This is a genomic window from Nocardia thailandica NBRC 100428 (assembly GCF_000308795.1).
GTDB classification, from domain to species: domain Bacteria; phylum Actinomycetota; class Actinomycetes; order Mycobacteriales; family Mycobacteriaceae; genus Nocardia; species Nocardia thailandica.
On sequence record NZ_BAGK01000217.1, the window covers coordinates 99,641 to 118,235 of the forward strand.

18 protein-coding genes and 4 tRNA genes are annotated in these 18,595 nt (G+C 69.7%); 9 read left to right on the top strand and 13 right to left on the bottom strand.

All coding sequences use genetic code 11. From position 1 onward, the window contains the following. Positions 1-287: 287 nt before the first annotated feature. Positions 288-1,883 (top strand): MFS transporter, encoded by a 1,596-nt coding sequence (locus ON36_RS24940; protein WP_052314326.1) that lies wholly within the window; start codon positions 288-290, stop codon positions 1,881-1,883. Positions 1,884-1,957: 74 nt separating this feature from the next. Here the strand turns inward: ON36_RS24940 and rplA are convergent, their stop codons facing one another. From rplA to ON36_RS24990, 10 genes are all read right to left on the bottom strand, one after another. Continuing rightward, entirely contained in the window at positions 1,958-2,671 is a 714-nt protein-coding gene (rplA, locus tag ON36_RS24945; RefSeq protein WP_043658412.1) for a 50S ribosomal protein L1, read from the bottom strand. A gap of 159 nt (positions 2,672-2,830) precedes the next feature. Further along, the gene (gene rplK / locus ON36_RS24950) at positions 2,831-3,265 is read right to left on the bottom strand and encodes a 50S ribosomal protein L11 (RefSeq protein WP_043658413.1); all 435 of its coding nucleotides are present in this window, start codon (positions 3,263-3,265) and stop codon (positions 2,831-2,833) included. Positions 3,266-3,421: 156 nt separating this feature from the next. Next, positions 3,422-4,213: a transcription termination/antitermination protein NusG gene (nusG, locus tag ON36_RS24955; RefSeq protein ID WP_043658414.1), complete on the bottom strand. Its 792-nt coding sequence runs from the start codon at positions 4,211-4,213 to the stop codon at positions 3,422-3,424. 109 nt (positions 4,214-4,322) lie between these two features. Beyond that, positions 4,323-4,718 (bottom strand): preprotein translocase subunit SecE, encoded by a 396-nt coding sequence (gene secE / locus ON36_RS24960; RefSeq protein ID WP_043658416.1) that lies wholly within the window; start codon positions 4,716-4,718, stop codon positions 4,323-4,325. 108 nt (positions 4,719-4,826) lie between these two features. Continuing rightward, positions 4,827-4,899: transfer RNA gene (locus tag ON36_RS24965), tRNA-Trp, on the bottom strand. A gap of 246 nt (positions 4,900-5,145) precedes the next feature. Next, positions 5,146-6,213, bottom strand: a complete 1,068-nt coding sequence (locus ON36_RS24970) for a fused (3R)-hydroxyacyl-ACP dehydratase subunits HadA/HadB (protein ID WP_043658418.1) — start codon at positions 6,211-6,213, stop codon at positions 5,146-5,148. Between the two features lie 130 nt (positions 6,214-6,343). Continuing rightward, the gene (gene rpmG, locus ON36_RS24975) at positions 6,344-6,514 is read right to left on the bottom strand and encodes a 50S ribosomal protein L33 (protein WP_043658419.1); all 171 of its coding nucleotides are present in this window, start codon (positions 6,512-6,514) and stop codon (positions 6,344-6,346) included. A gap of 36 nt (positions 6,515-6,550) precedes the next feature. Next, positions 6,551-6,626: transfer RNA gene (locus ON36_RS24980), tRNA-Met, on the bottom strand. Between the two features lie 86 nt (positions 6,627-6,712). Beyond that, positions 6,713-6,785 (bottom strand) — tRNA-Thr (locus ON36_RS24985). Positions 6,786-7,070: 285 nt separating this feature from the next. After that, positions 7,071-7,153: transfer RNA gene (locus ON36_RS24990), tRNA-Tyr, on the bottom strand. 173 nt (positions 7,154-7,326) lie between these two features. Between ON36_RS24990 and ON36_RS24995 the strand changes: the two genes are divergently transcribed. Further along, complete coding sequence (locus tag ON36_RS24995; RefSeq protein WP_043658420.1) at positions 7,327-7,818, top strand: YajQ family cyclic di-GMP-binding protein; 492 nt, start codon at positions 7,327-7,329, stop codon at positions 7,816-7,818. Between the two features lie 327 nt (positions 7,819-8,145). Here ON36_RS24995 and htpX read toward each other — a convergent pair whose 3' ends face one another. Then, positions 8,146-9,021, bottom strand: coding sequence for a zinc metalloprotease HtpX (htpX, locus tag ON36_RS25000; RefSeq protein WP_043658421.1), 876 nt, complete (start codon positions 9,019-9,021; stop codon positions 8,146-8,148). 77 nt (positions 9,022-9,098) lie between these two features. Then, positions 9,099-10,121 carry a polyprenyl synthetase family protein gene (locus ON36_RS25005; RefSeq protein ID WP_043658428.1) on the bottom strand — a complete coding sequence of 341 codons (1,023 nt, stop codon included), beginning with the start codon at positions 10,119-10,121 and terminating at the stop codon, positions 9,099-9,101. Between the two features lie 105 nt (positions 10,122-10,226). On the opposite strand from ON36_RS25005, the gene ON36_RS25010 reads away from it, so the two are divergent. The 3 genes from ON36_RS25010 to ON36_RS25020 are packed head-to-tail and all read left to right on the top strand — an operon-like array spanning position 10,227 to position 12,382. Next, the gene (locus ON36_RS25010; RefSeq protein ID WP_052314327.1) at positions 10,227-11,489 is read left to right on the top strand and encodes a geranylgeranyl reductase family protein; all 1,263 of its coding nucleotides are present in this window, start codon (positions 10,227-10,229) and stop codon (positions 11,487-11,489) included. Positions 11,490-11,493: 4 nt separating this feature from the next. Next, positions 11,494-11,952, top strand: coding sequence for a helix-turn-helix transcriptional regulator (locus ON36_RS25015; protein ID WP_043658431.1), 459 nt, complete (start codon positions 11,494-11,496; stop codon positions 11,950-11,952). A 10-nt stretch (positions 11,953-11,962) separates the two neighbouring features. Beyond that, on the top strand, positions 11,963-12,382 hold the full coding sequence (locus ON36_RS25020; RefSeq protein WP_043658432.1) for a VOC family protein: 420 nt from the start codon (positions 11,963-11,965) through the stop codon (positions 12,380-12,382). Between the two features lie 223 nt (positions 12,383-12,605). On the opposite strand, the gene ON36_RS25025 is transcribed toward ON36_RS25020, so the two are convergent. Then, positions 12,606-13,100 carry a DUF2505 domain-containing protein gene (locus ON36_RS25025; RefSeq protein WP_043658433.1) on the bottom strand — a complete coding sequence of 165 codons (495 nt, stop codon included), beginning with the start codon at positions 13,098-13,100 and terminating at the stop codon, positions 12,606-12,608. 40 nt (positions 13,101-13,140) lie between these two features. Between ON36_RS25025 and ON36_RS25030 the strand changes: the two genes are divergently transcribed. The 4 genes from ON36_RS25030 to ON36_RS25045 form a co-directional block, all read left to right on the top strand. Beyond that, the gene (locus tag ON36_RS25030) at positions 13,141-13,581 is read left to right on the top strand and encodes a DUF3592 domain-containing protein (RefSeq protein WP_043658434.1); all 441 of its coding nucleotides are present in this window, start codon (positions 13,141-13,143) and stop codon (positions 13,579-13,581) included. A gap of 77 nt (positions 13,582-13,658) precedes the next feature. Continuing rightward, on the top strand, positions 13,659-14,804 hold the full coding sequence (locus ON36_RS25035) for a glycosyltransferase family 4 protein (RefSeq protein ID WP_043658437.1): 1,146 nt from the start codon (positions 13,659-13,661) through the stop codon (positions 14,802-14,804). An 87-nt stretch (positions 14,805-14,891) separates the two neighbouring features. After that, positions 14,892-15,596, top strand: coding sequence for a demethylmenaquinone methyltransferase (locus ON36_RS25040; protein ID WP_043658439.1), 705 nt, complete (start codon positions 14,892-14,894; stop codon positions 15,594-15,596). A gap of 184 nt (positions 15,597-15,780) precedes the next feature. Then, the coding region (locus ON36_RS25045; protein WP_083885394.1) for a bifunctional nitrate reductase/sulfite reductase flavoprotein subunit alpha at positions 15,781-18,595 on the top strand (2,815 nt) is incomplete at its 3' end.

Below are 18,595 nucleotides of genomic sequence, written 5' to 3' on the forward strand. Positions count from 1 at the left end.
ATTCTCCCTGCGTGGGCCGCCGGCAATGTCGCCGGACCTTCGATCGACCCCGCGCGAGCGGCATCGACGACCAACGGTCTTCGGTAGAACGAAAGGGGGTAGTCACCGAACGCGTCGATGACCGGAGTCCACTGTAGCGCACCGCCCGCCATCTGCAAAAACGGGTCGGCACCGGGCACTTTTCGGCGCGGACGGACGTGATACACGCCACAGTCCGAGCGAGATGTGTGGAGTGCCTCACACAACAAGTGTTACGCGCGGTGACACTTAACTGCTTCACTTCGGCCATGACAACGCAATCGGTCGCTCCATCGACGACGCTGGACCGGCACCCACAGCGATTCCTCGCCCTGGGCGTCATCTGCCTCGCCGAACTGCTCGTGGTCCTCGACAACACCATCGTCAACGTCGCCCTGCCGTCCATCGGGGTGCAGCTGCACACCGGCGTCAGCGGCCTGCAGTGGGTCGTCGACGCCTATACCCTCACCTTCGCCGGACTGCTGCTGGCCTGCGGAAACCTCGGCGACCGCTACGGCCGCCGCCGGATCATGGTCATCGGGCTCGCCGGGGTCGCGATCATGTCGGTCGGCGGCGCGCTGGCGGGCACCATGGGACAGGTCATCGCGGCAAGGGCCGCGATGGGCGTCTTCGCCGCCGCGGTCTTCCCCGCCACCCTCGCCCTGATCATCAACATCTTCACCGACCGCCGGGAGCGGGCGCTGGCCATCGCGGCCTGGACCGCCATGGCGGGCTTCGCCATCGCGATCGGCCCGATCTCCGGTGGCTGGCTGCTCGAGCACTTCAGCTGGCACTCGGTGTTCTGGATCAACGTGCCGGTGGCGCTGGTCGCCCTGCTCGCGACGCTGCGCTGGGTGCCCGAGTCCCGCGCCGCGGAGACCGGAAAGCTCGACCTCCCCGGCATTCTCAGCTCGATCGCCGGCATCACCCTGCTGGTCTGGGCGATCATCGAGGCACCACACAACGGGTGGCTCTCGGTCACGACGCTGGCCACCGCCGCGACGGGCGCGGTTCTGCTCGCCTGCTTCGTGGTCTGGGAATTACGCACCGCCACACCGATTCTCGACATGCGCCTGTTCCGGATCCGGCGATTCTCGTTGCCCGCGCTCGCGATCGCGGTCGGCTATTTCTCGATGTTCGGATTCCTGTTCCTCATCACGCAGTATTTCCAGGGCGTCCGTGAATATTCACCACTCGAATTCGGCATCGCCTCGCTGCCTTTCGCGTTCTCGGTGGGTATCGGCGCACCCGCGGCGACGCTCATCGCGCAACGGATCGGCACCACGGCGGTGATCGTCTTCGGGCTGGTGCTCACCGGATTCGGTTTGTATCTGGGCGGATCGGTCACCGTGGACAGCAGCTACCTGGTCGACGTCCTGCCGTCGATGGTCTCCATGGGCCTCGGCCTCGCCATCGTGCAGGGTCCCGCCACCGAATCGATCATGTCCTCGCTCCCCCTCGACGAAGCGGGGGCAGGCTCCGCGGTCAACGACACCACGCGCGAGATCGGCGGCACGCTCGGCGTCGCGGTGCTCGGCTCCATCGTGGCCTCGTACTACACCGGCCGGATCGGCGCCCGGATCGACGCCATCCCGGCCGGGATCATGAACCCCGAGGAGAAGAGCCTGGTCAAGGCCAGCCCGCTCAGCGTGCTCGAGCTCCGCAAGCGGCCGCTGGCGCCGTTCTTCGAGACCCAGCGGGAGAACCTCATCGTCGCGATGAAGTCGGCGACCCTGCAGGGCGCGCACACCGCCTCGCTCGTCGCCACCGGCGCCGTCCTGGTCTGCGCCGTGCTCGTCGCGCTGTTCCTGCCGTGGAAGCCGCAGGGCGGGGAATCGGTCCTGCTGGGCTGGCGCGCGAACTGACCGGAAAACAGCGAGGGTGGGAACGCGGTCGCGTTCCCACCCTCGGCTGTCACTTCAGAGGCGATCCGTGAAGATCACGCATCCTCTTCCAGGAGGTTGCGGGTACGGTTCGGGTCCACCGGGATGCCCGGTCCGGTGTTGGTCGAAACCGTGATCTTCTTGACGTAGCGACCCTTGGCGGTCGACGGCTTCACACGCAGGATCTCGTCCAGCGCGGCGCCGTAGTTCTCCACCAGCTTGGCGTCGTCGAACGAGGCCTTGCCGATGACGAAGTGCAGGTTGGCCTGCTTGTCGACGCGGAAGTTGATCTTGCCGCCCTTGATGTCGTTGACGGCCTTGGTCACGTCGGGGGTGACGGTGCCCGTCTTCGGGTTCGGCATCAGACCACGCGGGCCGAGGACACGCGCGATGCGGCCGACCTTGGCCATCTGGTCCGGGGTGGCGATCGCGGCGTCGAAGTCCAGCCAGCCGCCCTGGATCCGCTCGATCAGGTCCTCGGCGCCCACGGCGTCGGCACCGGCGGCCTCGGCCTCGGCGGCCTTCTCGCCGACGGCGAACACGATGACGCGAGCGGTCTTACCGGTGCCGTGCGGCAGGTTGACGGTGCCGCGGACCATCTGGTCGGCCTTACGCGGGTCGACACCGAGACGGACGGCGACCTCGACGGTGGCGTCGGTCTTGGTGGTGGCGGTCTCCTTCGCGAGCCGCGCGGCGGCCAGCGGGGAGTAGAGCTTGGAGCGATCGACCTTCTCGGCCGCGGCGAGGTACGCCTTGCTGCGCTTTGCCATGATTTTCTGTCCTTAGGTACTGGAGTTCAGATGTGGTTTCCGGGCCTGGCCGGCCCTCCCACCGGGGTGGCGAGCGTTTCCGCTCAGCCCGCTGTGTCTCTCCGAGGGCTGCGCTTCGCCTCCGTGGTGACGCTGCGCTACCGCCTCCGGCGCTGACACTCAGCCCTCGACGGTGATGCCCATCGAGCGCGCGGTGCCCGCGATGATCTTCACGGCCTGGTCGAGGTCGTTGGCGTTCAGATCCTCGGCCTTGGTCTTGGCGATCTCGCGGACCTGGTCGAGGGTGACCTTGGCGACCTTGTTCTTGTGCGGCTCGGCCGAGCCCTTCTGCACGCCGGCGGCCTTGAGCAGCAGACGGGCGGCGGGCGGGGTCTTGAGCTTGAAGTCGAAGGTCCGGTCCTCGTACACCGAGATCTCGACCGGGATGACGTTGCCGCGCTGCGACTCGGTCGCGGCGTTGTACGCCTTGCAGAACTCCATGATGTTCACGCCGTGCTGACCAAGCGCCGGACCAACGGGCGGAGCCGGGTTGGCCTGGCCTGCCTGGATCTGGAGCTTGATGATGCCGGCGAGCTTCTTCTTCTTGGGGGGCATCTTTCTTCCTTGGTGTCGGTTGCCTACGGTTGCCGTAAGCGGCGTTCGAAGCACGAACTTGCACACTCTACCGAATCGCGAGAACCCGACCGCGTTCGGGGGAGGGCGCACCAACGACGAAGGGCACCGCCGCAGCGGTGCCCCCGGTCGCAAGACTCAGATCTTCGAGACCTGGTTGAAGCCGAGCTCCACCGGGGTCTCGCGGCCGAAGATCGACACGAGGACCTTCAGCTTCTGCTGCTCGGCGTTGACCTCGCTGATACTGGCGGGCAGCGTCGCGAACGGGCCGTCCATGACGGTGACCGACTCGCCGACCTCGAAGTCGACCTCGATGATCGGCTTGGCGATCACGTCGCCGCCACCGGACTCGGCCGCGGCGGCAGCCGGGGCACCCGCCGCGGCGGCGGGCTTCTTCTGCTGCTGGGAGGCCGGGACGAGGAACTTGACGACCTCGTTGATGGTCAGCGGGGTCGGCTTGCCGCCCGACTGGCCACCGGCGGTCATGCCGACGAAACCGGTGACGCCGGGGGTGTTGCGGACCGCGCCCCACGACTCGTTGTTGAGGTCCATGCGGACCAGGATGTAGCCGGGCAGCACCTTGCGGTTGACGTGCTTGCGCTGGCCGTTCTTGATCTCGGTGACCTCTTCGGTCGGGACCTCGACCTGGAAGATGTACTCCTCGAGACCGAGGTTCTGGACGCGGGTCTCCAGGTTGGTCTTCACCTTGTTCTCGTACCCCGCGTACGAGTGGACGACGTACCAGTCGCCTTCCTGGCGGCGCAGCACGGCCTTCATGGCCTCCACCGGATCGACGTCGGCGGGCTCCTCGGCGACCTCGGGTGCGTCCTCGGCGACCTCGGCGGCCTCGACCTCGTCGGCGGCAGTCTCTTCAGCCACGACGTCGTCGACCGGGAACTCGTCGTTGGTGTCGTTCTCCGGGGTGCTCACTGCCGCACTCGCTTCCTGTGTCGTCACGTACATCCTCTGGTGCCGGGCCGGGCGTGAGGAGAGTCCTCGTTCCGCCCCGGGATCGGCTACCGGTGTCGGGTGCCGGCGATCAGCCGAACAGCCAGCTGACACCCTTGATGAACGCCAGATCCAACCCACTGATGAACGCGACCATGAAGACCACGAACACCAGGACAACGGTCGTATAGGTGACCATCTGCTTCCGGTTGGGCCAGATCACTTTGCGGAGCTCCGCGATGACCTCTCGCAGGAACTTCACCAGCTTCTTGAACGGGTTACCCGTTCCGCTGCTCTTGGCCTTACCGGCAGTCTTCTCTGCCTTGCGCGACGATTCGCGGTCGATCGTGGCGACCGACCCGGTGTCCACCGGAGAGTCCGAGGTGCGCACCCGGCGAGCGGACCGCTTGCCACTCGGCCGAGTGGCGGCGGCGGTGTCGTCGCCGTCCTCGGCTGCGCCGTGGCGAGGTTCCCGCTCGTCGCTCACGCCGTCTCCTCGCTTCGCTCGGACCGGTGCTGCGCGACGTGCGCTGCGCTGATGGCCCGCTCGCTACGCTCGCTCACTCCGATCCTCTCTCGTCGCTGGCATTCAGGGCAGGGGCGACAGGACTTGAACCTGCAACCTGCGGTTTTGGAGACCGCTGCTCTGCCAATTGAGCTACGCCCCTTCGGCTGGACCATCCGTACGGACACTTCGTCCAGCCACAGTCGATATTCAGTTGTCGGGCCCGGCGTCACACAACACGCGCGCCGCTTCCGCCGGGACAGGCCGTTCGGCTGTCTCGTGGGGAAGTCAGCGCGCAGCGCCCGGTGACCCCAGGACCCTTACTCTACGGCACCCCGGCCGGAATTTGCCAATCCGGGGCAGGCGACCAGGTCAGGCCGGGTGTGCGGCGCGCGCCGCACACCCGGGGTCAGGACAGCTGGACGGTCGCGGTGGCGCGGCCGAAGATCTTCCGGCCCGCCGATCGCGCGGTCAGCGCGATCACCGCGGTGCGGTTCTCCGGGTCGACCGACTTGACCTTGCCGGTGTACTCGACCTCGGCGGGGGTGTCGACGCCGACGTACACCGGGCTGGTGAACCGGACGTTGTACTCCTTCACCGCGCCGGGATCGCCCACCCACGAGGTGACGAAGCCGCCGCCGAGGCCCATCGTGAGCATGCCGTGCGCGACCACGTCGTCCAGGCCGACCAGCTTGACGACCTCGTCGCTCCAGTGGATCGGGTTGGCGTCGCCGGAGACACCGGCGTAGTTCACCAGGTCGCCGCGGGTCAGCCGCACCGTGCGCGGGGGCAGCTCCTCCCCGACGGTGACGCTGTCGAAGGCGCGCGCGTTGGCGCCCGAGATCGGCGCGGGCCGGGTGGTGGCCGGCTCCGTGGTGTCGATGTCCTGCGGGAGGGTGGGCTCGGCGGCGCGATCGGGGTCGCCGAGGCCGTGCATGAGCACGTTGCGGACCGCGGAGGTCAGGTTGGGATCGATGTCACCGCCGCTGCGCCCGATCAGGGTGGTGTAGGTGGTGAGCACGAGCTCGTCGTCCTGGGCGGTGACGATGTTCTTGGTCACCATGATGTCGCCGCCGAACGCCTGCCGGAACGAGTGCAGGTACACGTCGCAGGTGAGCCGGTCGCCCACCCGGATCGGGCGGTGGAATTCCAGGATCTGGTCGGTCTGCATGATCTGGCTCAGGTCGTAGCCGGTGACGACCTCTTCGAACAGCTTGCGCTGGGCCAGGATGCCGACCAGGGAGATGAAGGTCAGCGGGGCGATGAGGCCGTCGTAGCCGAACGCGCGGGCACTGTCCTCCTCCCAGTGCACCGGGTGGTAGTCCTGCACGGCACGGGCGTATTCGCGCACCTTCTCGCGGCCGACTTCGTAGTAGTCGTCGACGCGGTAGTGGTGGCCGACCATCGCGGTCGCGTGCGCGGCGGGATCGAACGGCGCGGCGGTGACCCCTGCCGCATCCTCGGTTCCGGTGTTCACTGTCACAGGGCGTGACCTTACCCAGTGGGCCGGGGCGCGAAGCGGGCAGCGACGAAATCGAAACGTTCGTTGTCCGGAAACGCACGAAGGCCGGACTCTCGTCCGGCCTTCGTGGGAAGTCTTCTTCGGCTTACTTCGACTCGCGGTGCGCGCGGTGGGTGCCGCAGTTGGGGCAGAACTTCTTCAGCTCCAGGCGGTCCGGGTCGTTACGCCGGTTCTTCTTGGTGATGTAGTTGCGGTGCTTGCACTCTTCGCAGGCCAAGGTGATCTTTGGCCGGACATCGGTGGACTTCGCGGCCACGATATGCCTTCTTTCCGGTCTGGGCTCTGTCGTTATTGGTAGCGATGGCCGGACTTGAACCGGCGACACAACGATTATGAGTCGTTTGCTCTACCGACTGAGCTACACCGCCACGCGGACATATCACGATGATGCCGCGACCAAGCCCGCTAACCCGCGGGAAGCGATGCCGAGTCGGTCATCACCGGCAATCCGGCGAGCCCCCTAACGGAATCGAACCGTTGACCTTTTCCTTACCATGGAAACGCTCTGCCGACTGAGCTAAGGGGGCATGACAACGTGGCACAAGGTCTCGATCAGCGAGCTGATCTCGGCGACCCCGTGCTCCGGCGTCCTGAACGAGATTACACACACCTACCGCACACCACCAAATCGGCTGGTGAAAGGCTGTTTCTGCACCAGCAAGGCACCCCGGGAACACTCGCGACCGCCCCGCTGCCCGCTCCCCCAACCACACCACCATGGGCCGGCCCCGAGGAGGCCCCGCCGCGCGGCGGCGGTCGCGGCCGCCCGGAAAACACGAAACCCCCGTCCAACGAGGACGGGGGTTTCGATGTGGCAGATGTAGGATTCGAACCTACGTAGGCTCTCGCCGACAGATTTACAGTCTGCTCCCATTGGCCGCTCGGGCAATCTGCCGTTGCGCCGTTTCCGGTGCGCCGAAAGCTTACAACGAACCCCCACGGGGAATGCAAACCGGCAGGACAGCGGCCCTGCCCGTGGGGTCGTGCCCGGCCTCCGGGTACAACTGTCCCCAGGGCGGCGATCGCCGCCGACGCAGTTGTACGGACCTCCAGGGACAGGAGCGCAGTGTGGCCGATTCGTCATTCGACGTGGTGAGCAAGGTCGATCGCCAGGAGGTCGACAACGCGCTGCACCAGGCGGAGAAGGAACTGAACTCCCGCTACGACTTCAAGGGCACCGACGCGGGCATCGAATGGTCCGGCGAGGACAAGATCGTGCTGACCGCCAACGCCGAGGAGCGGGTGAAGGCCGCGCTCGAGGTGTTCAAGGAGAAGCTGATCCGCCGCGACATCTCCCTCAAGGCGTTCGACGCGGGAGAGGCGCAGGCCTCGGGCAAGGTGTTCAAGATCACCGGCACGCTGGTGCAGGGCATCGACGCGGAGAAGGCGAAGAAGATCTCGAAGAAGATCCGCGACGAAGGGCCCAAGGGCGTGAAGGCGCAGATCCAGGGCGAGGAGCTGCGGGTCAGCAGCAAGAAGCGCGACGACCTGCAGGCCGTCATCTCGCTCCTCAAGGGCGAGGACTTCGGCATCGCCCTGCAGTTCGTGAACTACCGATAAATCTGCGGCTGGCGCCGCCGGTTTTCGGCTGCGTTGTTGGGCGGCTGGCGCCGCGGGTTTTCGGCCTCGTGACCTCGGCGCCGACTGGTGATACTGCGCCTTGGCGTGACGTCTCACCCGTCGGCGCCGAGGCGGCCGAAAACGTGGTGGTTGCGATTCAGGGGCGTGTCAGCGCGGGGTGACGTGCCATCGTTGTGGTCACCAGTGGGGTGACAGGTCGTCGTCACCGGCGCGTTGATGGGTCGTCGTTGTGCGCCCCCGCGATGGGTTCGACCTAGGCGCGGGTGTAGCGGGTCCGCTCGGCTGGTCGCGCGGGACGCGGCCCTCTCAGCGGTAGCGGCCGGCGGCCATGTCCTCGAGGCGCTTGATCCGTTCCGCCATCGGCGGGTGCGTGGAGAACCAGCGGGCCATGCGGTCTCCCGCGCGGAACGGGTTGGCGATCATCAGGTGGGATTCGCTGGTCAGCTGGGGTTCGGGGGGCAGGGGGGCGGCCTGCACGCCGCGCTCGATCTTGCGCAGGGCCGAGGCGAGGGCGAGCGGGTCGCCGGTGAGTTCGGCGCCGGACTGGTCGGCCTGGTACTCGCGGGAGCGGGAGACGGCGAGCTTGATCAGGCTCGCCGCGATCGGGCCGAGCAGCGAGACGAGCAGGACGCCGATGATGTTCGGACCCTGGCCGTCGCGGCCGCCGAAGGAGCTCGCGAAGAAGGCCAGGTTGGCCAGGCCGGAGATGACCGAGGCCAGGGCGCCCGCGACCGAGGAGATGAGGATGTCGCGGTTGTAGACGTGCGACAACTCGTGGCCGAGCACCGCGCGCAGTTCCCGCTCGTCGAGCAGGTTGAGGATGCCGCTGGTGCAGCAGACCGCGGCGTGACGCGGGTTGCGGCCGGTGGCGAACGCGTTGGGCGCGTTCGTCGGGCTGATGTAGAGCCGCGGCATGGGCTGGCGCGCGGTGGTGGCCAGCTCCCGCACGATGCGGTAGACGACCGGCGCCTCCAGCTCGGTGACCGGCTGGGCGTGCATGGCCCGCAGGGCGAGCTTGTCACTGTTGAAATAGGCGTAGGCGTTGACGCCGACGGCCAGCACGATCGAGATGATGAGGATGGTCGGGCTGCGGAACATCGCGCCGACCGCCACGATGAGTGCCGACATGCCGACCAGGAGCGCGAAGGTCTTGATCCCGTTCGCGTACCCGTGCCCGTGCATCTTCCTCCTCTGCGACCCCCGTCCCGTTGAGCTCCCGACGTGGGGTCAACGAACGAACGGCACAGACCGTTCCGCGGCTAGCCCACCCGCTCGATGGTGTAGCGGACCAGGCGGGTCAGCGCGTCGTTGGCGGGGCCCGCGGGCAGGGCCGCGAGCTCGGCGTCGGCGAGGTCGGCGTACTCGCGCAGCTTGGCCTTGGCCTCGGCCATCCCGGGCGAGCGGCGCAGCAGGGTGAGCGCCTCGGCGACCTCCGCGTCGGTCTCGAGCGGGTGGTCGAGCAGTTCGCGCAGCCGGTCGCTGTCGGGGCCCTCCCCGCGCAGCGCGTAGAGCACCGGCAGGGTGTGCACGCCCTCGCGCAGGTCGGTGCCGGGCGTCTTGCCCGACTGCTCGGACTCGGAGGCGATGTCGATGATGTCGTCGGAGATCTGGAAGGCGGTGCCGACGGCGTCGCCGAGGCGGGCCAGGCGCTCGACGTGCTCGGGGTCGCCGCCGGAGAAGGTGCCGCCGAAGCGTCCGGCGGCGGCGATCAGCGAGCCGGTCTTCTCCCAGACGACCTTCAGGTAGTGCTCGATCGGGTCCTGGGACTGCTTGGCGCCCATGGTTTCCCGCATCTGGCCGGTGACCAGCTCGGCGAAGGTCTCGGCGATGATGCGGACCGCGTCCGGGCCGAGGGTCGAGGTCAGGCGCGAGGCGTGGGCGAACAGGTAGTCGCCGGCCAGGATGGCGATGTTGTTGCCCCAGCGCGCGTTGACGCTGACCGCGCCCCGGCGCAGCGGGGCCTCGTCCATCACGTCGTCGTGGTACAGGGTGGCCAGGTGGACCAGTTCGACGACGGTGCCCGCGGTGACCAGGGCGGGGTCGGTCGGATGGGGGCCGAGCTGGCCGGTGAGGACGGTGAACAGCGGGCGGAACCGCTTGCCACCCGCCCTGGCGAGGTGCAGCGCCGCCTCCTGCAGGAACTCCTCGCCGTCGGAGAGCTCGTCGACCAGGAGCTGCTCGACCGCGGCGAGACCGTCGCGCACCGTGGCGGCGAGGGCCGGATCACCGAGGTCGACCCCGGCCACCACCGTGCTCTCGTCGCTCACAGCTGATGTGCTCATTTCTTCTCCCAGCGATGCGTCCGACCCCGACGGGTAGCAACCTAGCGTGTTTGCACGGTGTACCCGACACTCTGACACAGGCGGCGAGGGTGCCAGTATTGAGCCATGGGTTCACCGGATGCCTCGACCGACCACGACACCATCCTGCCCGCGAGCGTGGAAGTGCTGGTGGTGGGCGCCGGACCGGCGGGTTCGGCGTCGGCGGCGTGGGCCGCGCGGGCCGGACGCGATGTGCTGCTGCTGGATTCGGCGGTGTTCCCCCGGGACAAGACCTGTGGCGACGGCCTCACTCCCCGGGCCACCGCCGAGCTCGAACACCTGGGTCTGGGCGAGTGGGTGCGCGCGCACACGGTCAACCACGGGTTGCGGATGGCCGGGTTCGGCCGGGAGGCGCTGCTGCCCTGGCCCGGCGGGTCCTTCCCGACCTACGGAAGTGCCGTCGCCCGAACCGAACTCGACGACATGCTGCGCCAGACCGCGATCAAGTCCGGCGCCGGGATGGTCGACGGCGCCAAGGTCACCGAGGTGCACCGCGACGGCGACCGGGTCACCGGGGTGACGGTCCGGATCGGCGACGCCGCCCACACCGTGCGCTGCGCGGTGCTGATCGTGGCCGACGGTGTCCGCTCCCCCGTCGGCAAGCAGCTGGGCCGCGCCTGGCACCGGCGGTTCGCCTACGGCACCGCCGCGCGCGCCTACATCCGGTCCGGCCGCAGCGACGATCAGTGGATCTCGTCACATCTCGAGCTGCGCAACGCGGCGGGCGAGCTGGTGCCCGGCTACGGCTGGGTGTTCCCGCTGGGCAACGGCGAGGTCAACATCGGTGTCGGTTCGCTGGCCACCGAGGCGCGGCCCTCCCACATCGCGCTCAAGCCGCTGCTCGAGCACTACACCGCGCTGCGCCGGGAGGAATGGGAGTTCACCGGCGAGCTGCGGGCGGTGGCCTCGGCGCTGCTGCCGATGGGCGGGGCGGTGTCGAACGTGGCCGGGCGCAACTGGGCGCTGGTCGGCGACGCCGCCGGCTGCGTCAACCCGCTCAACGGCGAGGGCATCGACTACGGCCTGGAGGGCGGCCACATGCTGTCCGAGCTGCTGGACGAGGACCTGGGCGCGGTGTGGCCGCAGCGGCTGCGCGAGCGCTACGGGCGGACGTTCTCGGTGGCCAGGCGGATCGCGGGCCTGGCCACCCATCCGCGCATGGTGCCGTTGGGCGGGCCGCCGGTCATGCGCTCGAAGTACCTGCAGCGCACCGCGGTCCGTGTGATGGGCAATCTGGTGACCGACGAGGACGCCGACCTGACCGCCCGGCTGTGGCGGACCGCGGGCCGTGCCTCGCTGCGCGCCGACGAGCGTCCCCCGTTCAGCTGAGCCGATGACCGCCGCAGGCCGTCCCGTGCTCGCGCTGCTGCCGCATCTGCGGCGCGCGCGCGACCTCGCCGACCGGCAGTACGCCGAGCCCCTCGACCTGGACGCGCTGGCCGCGGCGGCCGGGGTGTCGAAGTACCACTTCCTGCGGGCCTTCGCCGCCGTGTACGGGCGCACCCCGGCGGCATACCTGGCCGAGCGGCGGATCGAGCGGGCCCAGGACCTGCTGCGGGCGACGAATCTGACCGTGACCGAGGTGTGCATGCTGGTCGGCTACACCTCGCTGGGGTCGTTCAGCCGCAAGTTCCGCGCGCTTGTCGGGGTCGCGCCGAGCGAGTACCAGGCGAAGTTCGCCGACGGCGCGCCGCACATCCCCGGCTGCTACGTCTTCATGCACGGACTCTCCGACCGGGCCCCGCGCGACACCGCAATTTCGGAGAAGCGCGGTGGACCCGAGCACGCCTAACGTCGGGATCATGACGACGATCAGCAACATCTCCCTGGTCACGGTGTACGTGACCGATCAGGACGAGTCCAAGCGGTGGTACATCGACAAGCTCGGTTTCGTCGAGACCGCCGACGTGAGCATGGGCGACAACGGGTTCCGCTGGGTCACCGTGGCCCACCCCGACCACCCCGAGCTCGAGGTCACCCTGATGGTGCCCGGTCCCCCGCTGACCGAGGACCTCGCCGAGTCCATCCGCCGCGCCCTGGCCGACGGCACCCACGGCGCCCTCGGCCTGAACACCCCCGACATCGCCAAGACCTACGAGGACCTCACCGCCAAGGGCGTCGAGTTCATCCAGCCCCCCGCCGAACGCCCCTACGGCACGGAGGCGATCATCCGCGACAACTCCGGCAACTGGCTGGTCCTGGTCCAGCCGGCCGCGCGCTGACGCCGGGAGATCCCGGCCCCGACCCGAGAACCACGCGCAGCCCCCGGTGCGCTACCCACCCCCGCCACGACGGGCCGACCCCGAGGAGGCCCCGCCGCGCAGCGGCGGTCGCGGCCGCCCCGACGAAAAGAGACCCGAGACAATGCGCCGAAGGCGCGAGTATCGGGTCTCTTTTCGTCGGGGCCCGAAGGGCCGCGACTCGAGCGCGCCGGCGCTCCACGCCTCAGCGCGAGAACACGCCCTCGAAGAACTTGCGTTCGCTGTTGAGGACGCGCTGGTGCAGCTGTTCGGCCAGCGGTTCGATGGCACCGCCGACCAGCGGGACCTTCACGGTGACCGTGCCGACGACCTCGATCTCGCTGCCTTCGGCGGTCGGGCGCAGTTCGTAGGTGCCCGACATCTCGGTGGTGATGCCGCCGGTGCGGCCGGTGAAGGTGCCCTTGGCGACCTCTCCGGACAGCGGGCTCCAGTCGTCGACGCGTTCGAGGACCAGGTCGCTCTTGAGGACCTTGCGGACCAGCGCGGGCACCTTGTCCGGGCCGGGCTTCTCGGTCATGCGCAGGTGGATGGAGTCGGGTCCCTGGGGATGGGACAGCTCGAGGGTGGCGGTATCGGCGCCGGCGAAGCGTTCCTGCCAGACGGCATCGTCGACGAGTGCCCGGTGGAGATCTTCGACCGGGACGGTGTAGGGCACGGTGAAGCTGAATTTTCGGGACATGGGCGCACAGGCTAGCGCAGCCGGCGGATAGGGTGGGGCCGTGTCGGAAACCAGTCGGTCGCCCAGGCGGACCACGCGCCTGCGACGGGCGATCAAGGGGGTCTGGATCGCCGCGACCGTGGTCAGCGTGCTGATGGTGTTGCTGGTGCTGGCGGCGTGGCGCAACGACTACGAGATCGAGCACAATCTCGGCACGACCTCCGGGGAGGTCATCTTCGCGGGGCGGCTGCGGTCCACCGTGGCCTACGTGACCCCGGACGGCGCGACCCACAATCCGAAGGTCGGCATCCTGTATCCGACCAATCTGACCGCGGGCCAGCGGATCAACGTGGAGTACAGCCGCAAGGACCCGGATCTGGTGCGGGTCGCCGGGCGCGACGCCTCGGTGGCGGTGATCCCGGCGGCCTCGGTCATCGTGGTGGCCTGGCTGATCGCGTTGCCGGTGCTGTGGCTGCTGCGGCGCAGGCGGGAAACGGCCTGACGCGAGTTCGCCAGAACTTCGCCTCGACTTCACGTCGTCGTGGGTGGGTGTCGCGCCGCGGCGGTCACCCTGACAGTGTGCGCGTAGCCATCGTCTCGGAGTCCTTCCTGCCGAACATGAACGGCGTGGTGAATTCCGTGCTGCGGGTCCTCGACCATCTCGAGCGGCACGGTCACGAGGCGCTGATCGTCGCCCCGGACACCGTGCGGGGCGAGCCGCCCGCGCCCGGCGTCCACGGCCGTTTCCGGGTGCACCGGGTGCCCGCGGTGATGGTGCCGAAGGTGAGTTCGCTGCCGGTCGGCCTGCCGCAGCCGGGGATCACCGCGGCCATCGCCGCGTTCGACGCCGACGTCGTCCATCTGGCCTCGCCGTTCCTGCTCGGCGCGGGCGGGCTGGCGGCCGCGACCCGGCTGGATCTGCCGACGGTCGCGGTGTACCAGACCGATGTGGCCGGCTTCGCGAAGAGCTACGGCCTCGGGCTGGCCTCGCGGGCGGCCTGGGCGTGGACGCGGCGCATCCACGAGGGCGCGACCCGCACGCTTGCCCCATCCTCGGCGGCGGCGGAAGACCTGGCGGCGCACGGCGTTCCGCGGGTGCATCGCTGGGGCCGCGGCGTCGACATCGACCGCTTCACCCCGCAGGCCCGGTCGGCCGCGCTGCGCGAGTCCTGGCTGGGGTCGCGCGCCGACCGGCTGGTGGTCGGCTTCGTCGGCAGGCTCGCGCCGGAGAAGCATGTCGAACGGCTGGCGGTGCTGGCCGCCGATCCGGCGGTGCAGCTGGTGGTGGTGGGCGGCGGGCCCGAGCGGGACCGGCTGGCCGCGCTGCTGCCGGGCGCGGTGTTCACCGGGGAACTCGGCGGCGACGAGCTGGCCCGCCACTACGCGAGCCTGGACGTGATGGTCCATCCCGGCGAGCACGAGACCTTCTGTCAGGGCGTGCAGGAGGCGCTGTCCTCGGGTGTGCCGGTCATCGGGCCGGACGCGGGCGGCCCGCGGGATCTGATCGCGCACTGCCGCAACGGCTATCTGCTGCCGGTCGACCGGTTCACCGAGCTGCTGCCCAGCGCGGTGCACGCGTTGCGCGATCCCGCGCAGCGAGCCCGGTTCGCCGCGGCGGCGCGCAAGTCGGTGCTGCACCGCACGTGGCCCGCGATCTGCGGCGAGCTGATGACCCACTACGCCGCGGTCACGGGGCGGCGGACCGGGTTGTCGCACACCGCCTGACCGGCGGCCGGCGGGCGTGACGGACGACGCGGCACCCGTGGGCGACACCGGCGGGAAAACACCATAAGCTCGGGCCCTGTGGCGACAATGAAGCAGTCCGATCAGGTCCGTGCCTCGCTGGACAAGCAACCGCACGAAGTCGCGTCGATGTTCGACGGCGTTGCGCAGCGCTACGACATCACCAACACCGTGATCTCGGCCGGTCAGGACCGGTACTGGCGCTGGGCGACCCGGCGGGCGCTGGCGTTGCGGCCCGGTGAGCGGGTGCTCGACCTGGCCGCGGGGACCGGGGTGTCCACCGTGGAGCTGGGCAAGTCCGGCGCCTGGTGTGTGGCGACGGACTTCTCGCAGGGCATGCTGGCCGCGGGCCGGTTCCGGCAGGTGCCGATGGTGGCCGGGGACGCGATGGCGCTGCCGTTCGCCGACGACTCCTTCGACGCGGTGACCATCTCCTTCGGCCTGCGCAATGTCGCCGACATCGACGTGGCGCTGCGGGAGATGCTGCGGGTGACCAAGCCGGGCGGGCGGCTGGTGGTCTCGGAGTTCTCCACGCCGGTGTTCGCGCCGTTCCGCACCGTGTACATGGAGTATCTGATGAAGGCGCTGCCGCGGGTGGCGCGCGCGGTCAGTTCGAACCCGGACGCCTACGTCTACCTCGCCGAGTCCATCCGCGCGTGGCCGAACCAGCGCAGGCTGGCCCGGCGTATCGCCGACGCGGGCTGGGGTTCGGTGCAGTGGCGCGACCTGACCGGCGGCGTGGTGGCCCTGCACCGGGCCTACAAGCTGGCCTGAGCCGCGGTGATACCGCTCACTGCGCCGCCCGCCGGGCGGTGCGGTCGGCGGCGGCACAGCCCCTGATCAGGGGCGATATCGCGGCCGTTCCTCACCGCCGGAGATCTCGGCGGTGAGGTCGAATGTCACCTGGACATAACTTCCGGTAAATCGACCGCAACTCCGGATGCGGATCATCGGAACCATGAGCTCGCACCCCGACCCTCGCGCAGGCGGCACTGTGCGTACGCAGTGCTCGTACTGCGGCGTGGGGTGCGGCATCAGCGTCGCTACCACGACCGATCAGTCCGGCCTGCCGGTGATCGCGAAGGTGAGCGGGGACAAGCTGCACCCCGCCAACGCGGGCAGGCTGTGCACCAAGGGGGCCACGCACGCGGAGATGATGGCCGCGCCCGGCCGGATGACCACCGCGCTGCGCAGGCCCGAACGGGGCGCGGCCCCGCTGAGCGTGCCGGTCGACGACGCGATCGCCGAGGTCGCGGGCCGCTTGCAGGCGATCGTCGCCGAGCACGGGCCCGACGCGGTCGCGCTCTACGTCTCCGGGCAGATGTCGCTGGAGGCGCAGTACCTGGCGACCAAACTGGCCAAGGGCTACCTGCGCACCGTCCACATCGAGGCCAATTCCCGGTTGTGCATGGCCAGCGCGGGCACCGGCTACAAGCAGTCGCTCGGCGCGGACGGGCCGCCCGGGTCCTACGACGACTTCGAGCACGCCGACCTGTTCTTCGTCACCGGCGCGAACATGGCCGACTGCCATCCGATCCTGTTCCTGCGCATGGCCGACCGGCTCAAGGCGGGCGCGAAGCTGATCGTGGTCGATCCGCGCCGCACCGCGACCGCCGACCGCGCCGACCTGTTCCTCCAGCTCGCGCCCGGCACCGACCTCGCCCTGCTGAACGGCCTGTTGCATCTGCTCGTGGCCGAGGACGCGATCGACGCGGACTTCATCGCCGAGCACACCGACGGCTGGGCCGGGATGCCGGAATTCCTGGCCGATTACCCGCCGGACCGGGTCGCCGAGATCACCGGCCTCGCCGAGGCCGACATCCGCGCCGCGGCGCGGATGATCGCCGAGGCGGGCGAGTGGATGTCGCTGTGGACGATGGGCCTCAACCAGTCCACCCACGGCACCTGGAACACCAACGCCCTGATCAACCTGCACCTGGCCACCGGCGCTATCTGTCGCCCCGGTAGCGGCCCGTTCTCGCTGACCGGTCAGCCCAACGCCATGGGCGGGCGCGAGATGGGCTACATGGGTCCGGGCCTGCCGGGCCAGCGCAGCCTGCTCTCCCCCGCCGACCGCGCCTTCACCGAGACCGCCTGGGACCTGCCCGAGGGCACCCTGCGGACCGAGGCCGGGCCGGGCACCGTGGAGATGTTCCGCGGGATGGCCGAGGGCGCGATCAAGGCCGCCTGGATCATCTGCACCAACCCGGTCGCCACGGTCGCCAACCGCAAGACCGTGATCGCCGGGCTGGAAGCCGCCGAGCTGGTGGTGGTCCAGGACGCGTACACCGAGACGGCGACCAACGCCTACGCCGACATCCTGCTGCCCGCGACCCTGTGGGCCGAGGCGGACGCGGTCATGGTCAACTCCGAGCGCACCGTCACCCTGCTCGGCCGCTCGGTGCCGCCCCCGGGGGACGCGCGACCGGACTGGCAGCTCATCGCCCAGGTCGGCCGGGCGATGGGGTTCGACGGGTTCGATTTCGCCTCCAGCGCCGAGGTGTTCGCCGAGCTCCAGCGGTTCGCGAATCCGAACACCGGCTACAGCCTGGCCGGGATGAGCTACGAGGCCCTGCGCGAGGGTCCGATGCAGTGGCCGTGCACCGACCCTGCGGTGCGGCGCAACCCGATCCGCTACGTCAACGACGGCCACGCCCGGCCCGTCTTCACCGACGCCGACGGCCACACCCCGCGGCTGGCGTTCGCGACGCCGTCGCGGCGGGCGCAGTTCTTCGCCCGCCCGCACCTGCCGCCGAGGGAACTGCCCGACGACGATTTCCCGTTCCTGCTCAACACCGGTCGTCTCCAGCACCAGTGGCACACGATGACCAAGACGGGGAAGGTCGCCAAGCTGAACAAGCTGAACCCGGCGCCGTTCGTCGAGGTGCATCCCGCCGACGCGGGCCCGCTCGGCCTCGCGCCCGGCGACGAGCTGGAGATCGCCTCCCGGCGCGGCCGGGCGGTGCTGCCGGTCCTGATCAGCGAAAGGGTGCGCCCCGGTGACTGTTTCGTGCCGTTCCACTGGAACGACGAGCAAGGCGAATACCTCACCGTCAACGCCGTCACCAACGACGCGGTCGATCCCGACTCGCTGCAACCGGAGTTCAAGGCGTGCGCGGTGGCGCTGCGCCGGGTCGGACCGGCGGTGAGCGCGGCCGCCGCGCCCGAACCGCCGCGCGCGGAGGGCGCGCACCCGCTGGCGGCCGTGCTCGGCCTCGACGCCGCGACGGCGCCGACCCTGAGCGAGACCGAGCGGATCTACCTCAGCGGATACCTGGCGGCCCTGCAGGCCGTGCCGGTGACCGGTCAGCCGGTGCTGCCCGCGGGCGCGCCGATGTCGCCCGCGTCCCGGACCTACGTCGACGGGCTGCTGGCAGGCATGTACTCGCGGGGTGCGGCGACCGCCCCGGCGGCGGCCGAGACGGTCGCGGGCGGGCCGGTCACCGTGCTGTGGGCCTCCCAGACCGGCAACGCCGAGGAACTGGCCGCCACGGTCGCGGCCCGGCTCGCCGAGGCGGGCCACACGCCGCACCTGCTCGACATGGACGCCGCCGACCCCGCCGCCCTGACCGGGGACGTCCTCGTGATCACCTCGACCTTCGGCGACGGCGGCCCGCCGGACAACGGCACCGACTTCTGGAGCCGACTGGAGAGCCTCACCGCGCGGCTGACCGGCGTGCGCTACGCAGTACTCGCCCTGGGCGATTCGTCCTACGACGACTTCTGCGGGCACGGCCGCCGGATCGACGCGGCGCTGGCCGAGCGGGGCGCCC

Bases quoted from the DNA above. Each gene is read 5' to 3' on its own strand.
- ON36_RS24940 (WP_052314326.1), top strand. From the start codon at position 288: ATGACAACGCAATCGGTCGCTCCATCGACGACGCTGGACCGGCACCCA.
- rplA (WP_043658412.1), bottom strand. From the start codon at position 2,671: ATGGCAAAGCGCAGCAAGGCGTACCTCGCCGCGGCCGAGAAGGTCGAT.
- rplK (WP_043658413.1), bottom strand. From the start codon at position 3,265: ATGCCCCCCAAGAAGAAGAAGCTCGCCGGCATCATCAAGCTCCAGATC.
- htpX (WP_043658421.1), bottom strand. From the start codon at position 9,021: ATGCACGGGCACGGGTACGCGAACGGGATCAAGACCTTCGCGCTCCTG.
- ON36_RS25005 (WP_043658428.1), bottom strand. From the start codon at position 10,121: ATGAGCACATCAGCTGTGAGCGACGAGAGCACGGTGGTGGCCGGGGTC.
- ON36_RS25010 (WP_052314327.1), top strand. From the start codon at position 10,227: ATGGGTTCACCGGATGCCTCGACCGACCACGACACCATCCTGCCCGCG.
- ON36_RS25015 (WP_043658431.1), top strand. From the start codon at position 11,494: ATGACCGCCGCAGGCCGTCCCGTGCTCGCGCTGCTGCCGCATCTGCGG.
- ON36_RS25020 (WP_043658432.1), top strand. From the start codon at position 11,963: ATGACGACGATCAGCAACATCTCCCTGGTCACGGTGTACGTGACCGAT.
- ON36_RS25025 (WP_043658433.1), bottom strand. From the start codon at position 13,100: ATGTCCCGAAAATTCAGCTTCACCGTGCCCTACACCGTCCCGGTCGAA.
- ON36_RS25040 (WP_043658439.1), top strand. From the start codon at position 14,892: ATGAAGCAGTCCGATCAGGTCCGTGCCTCGCTGGACAAGCAACCGCAC.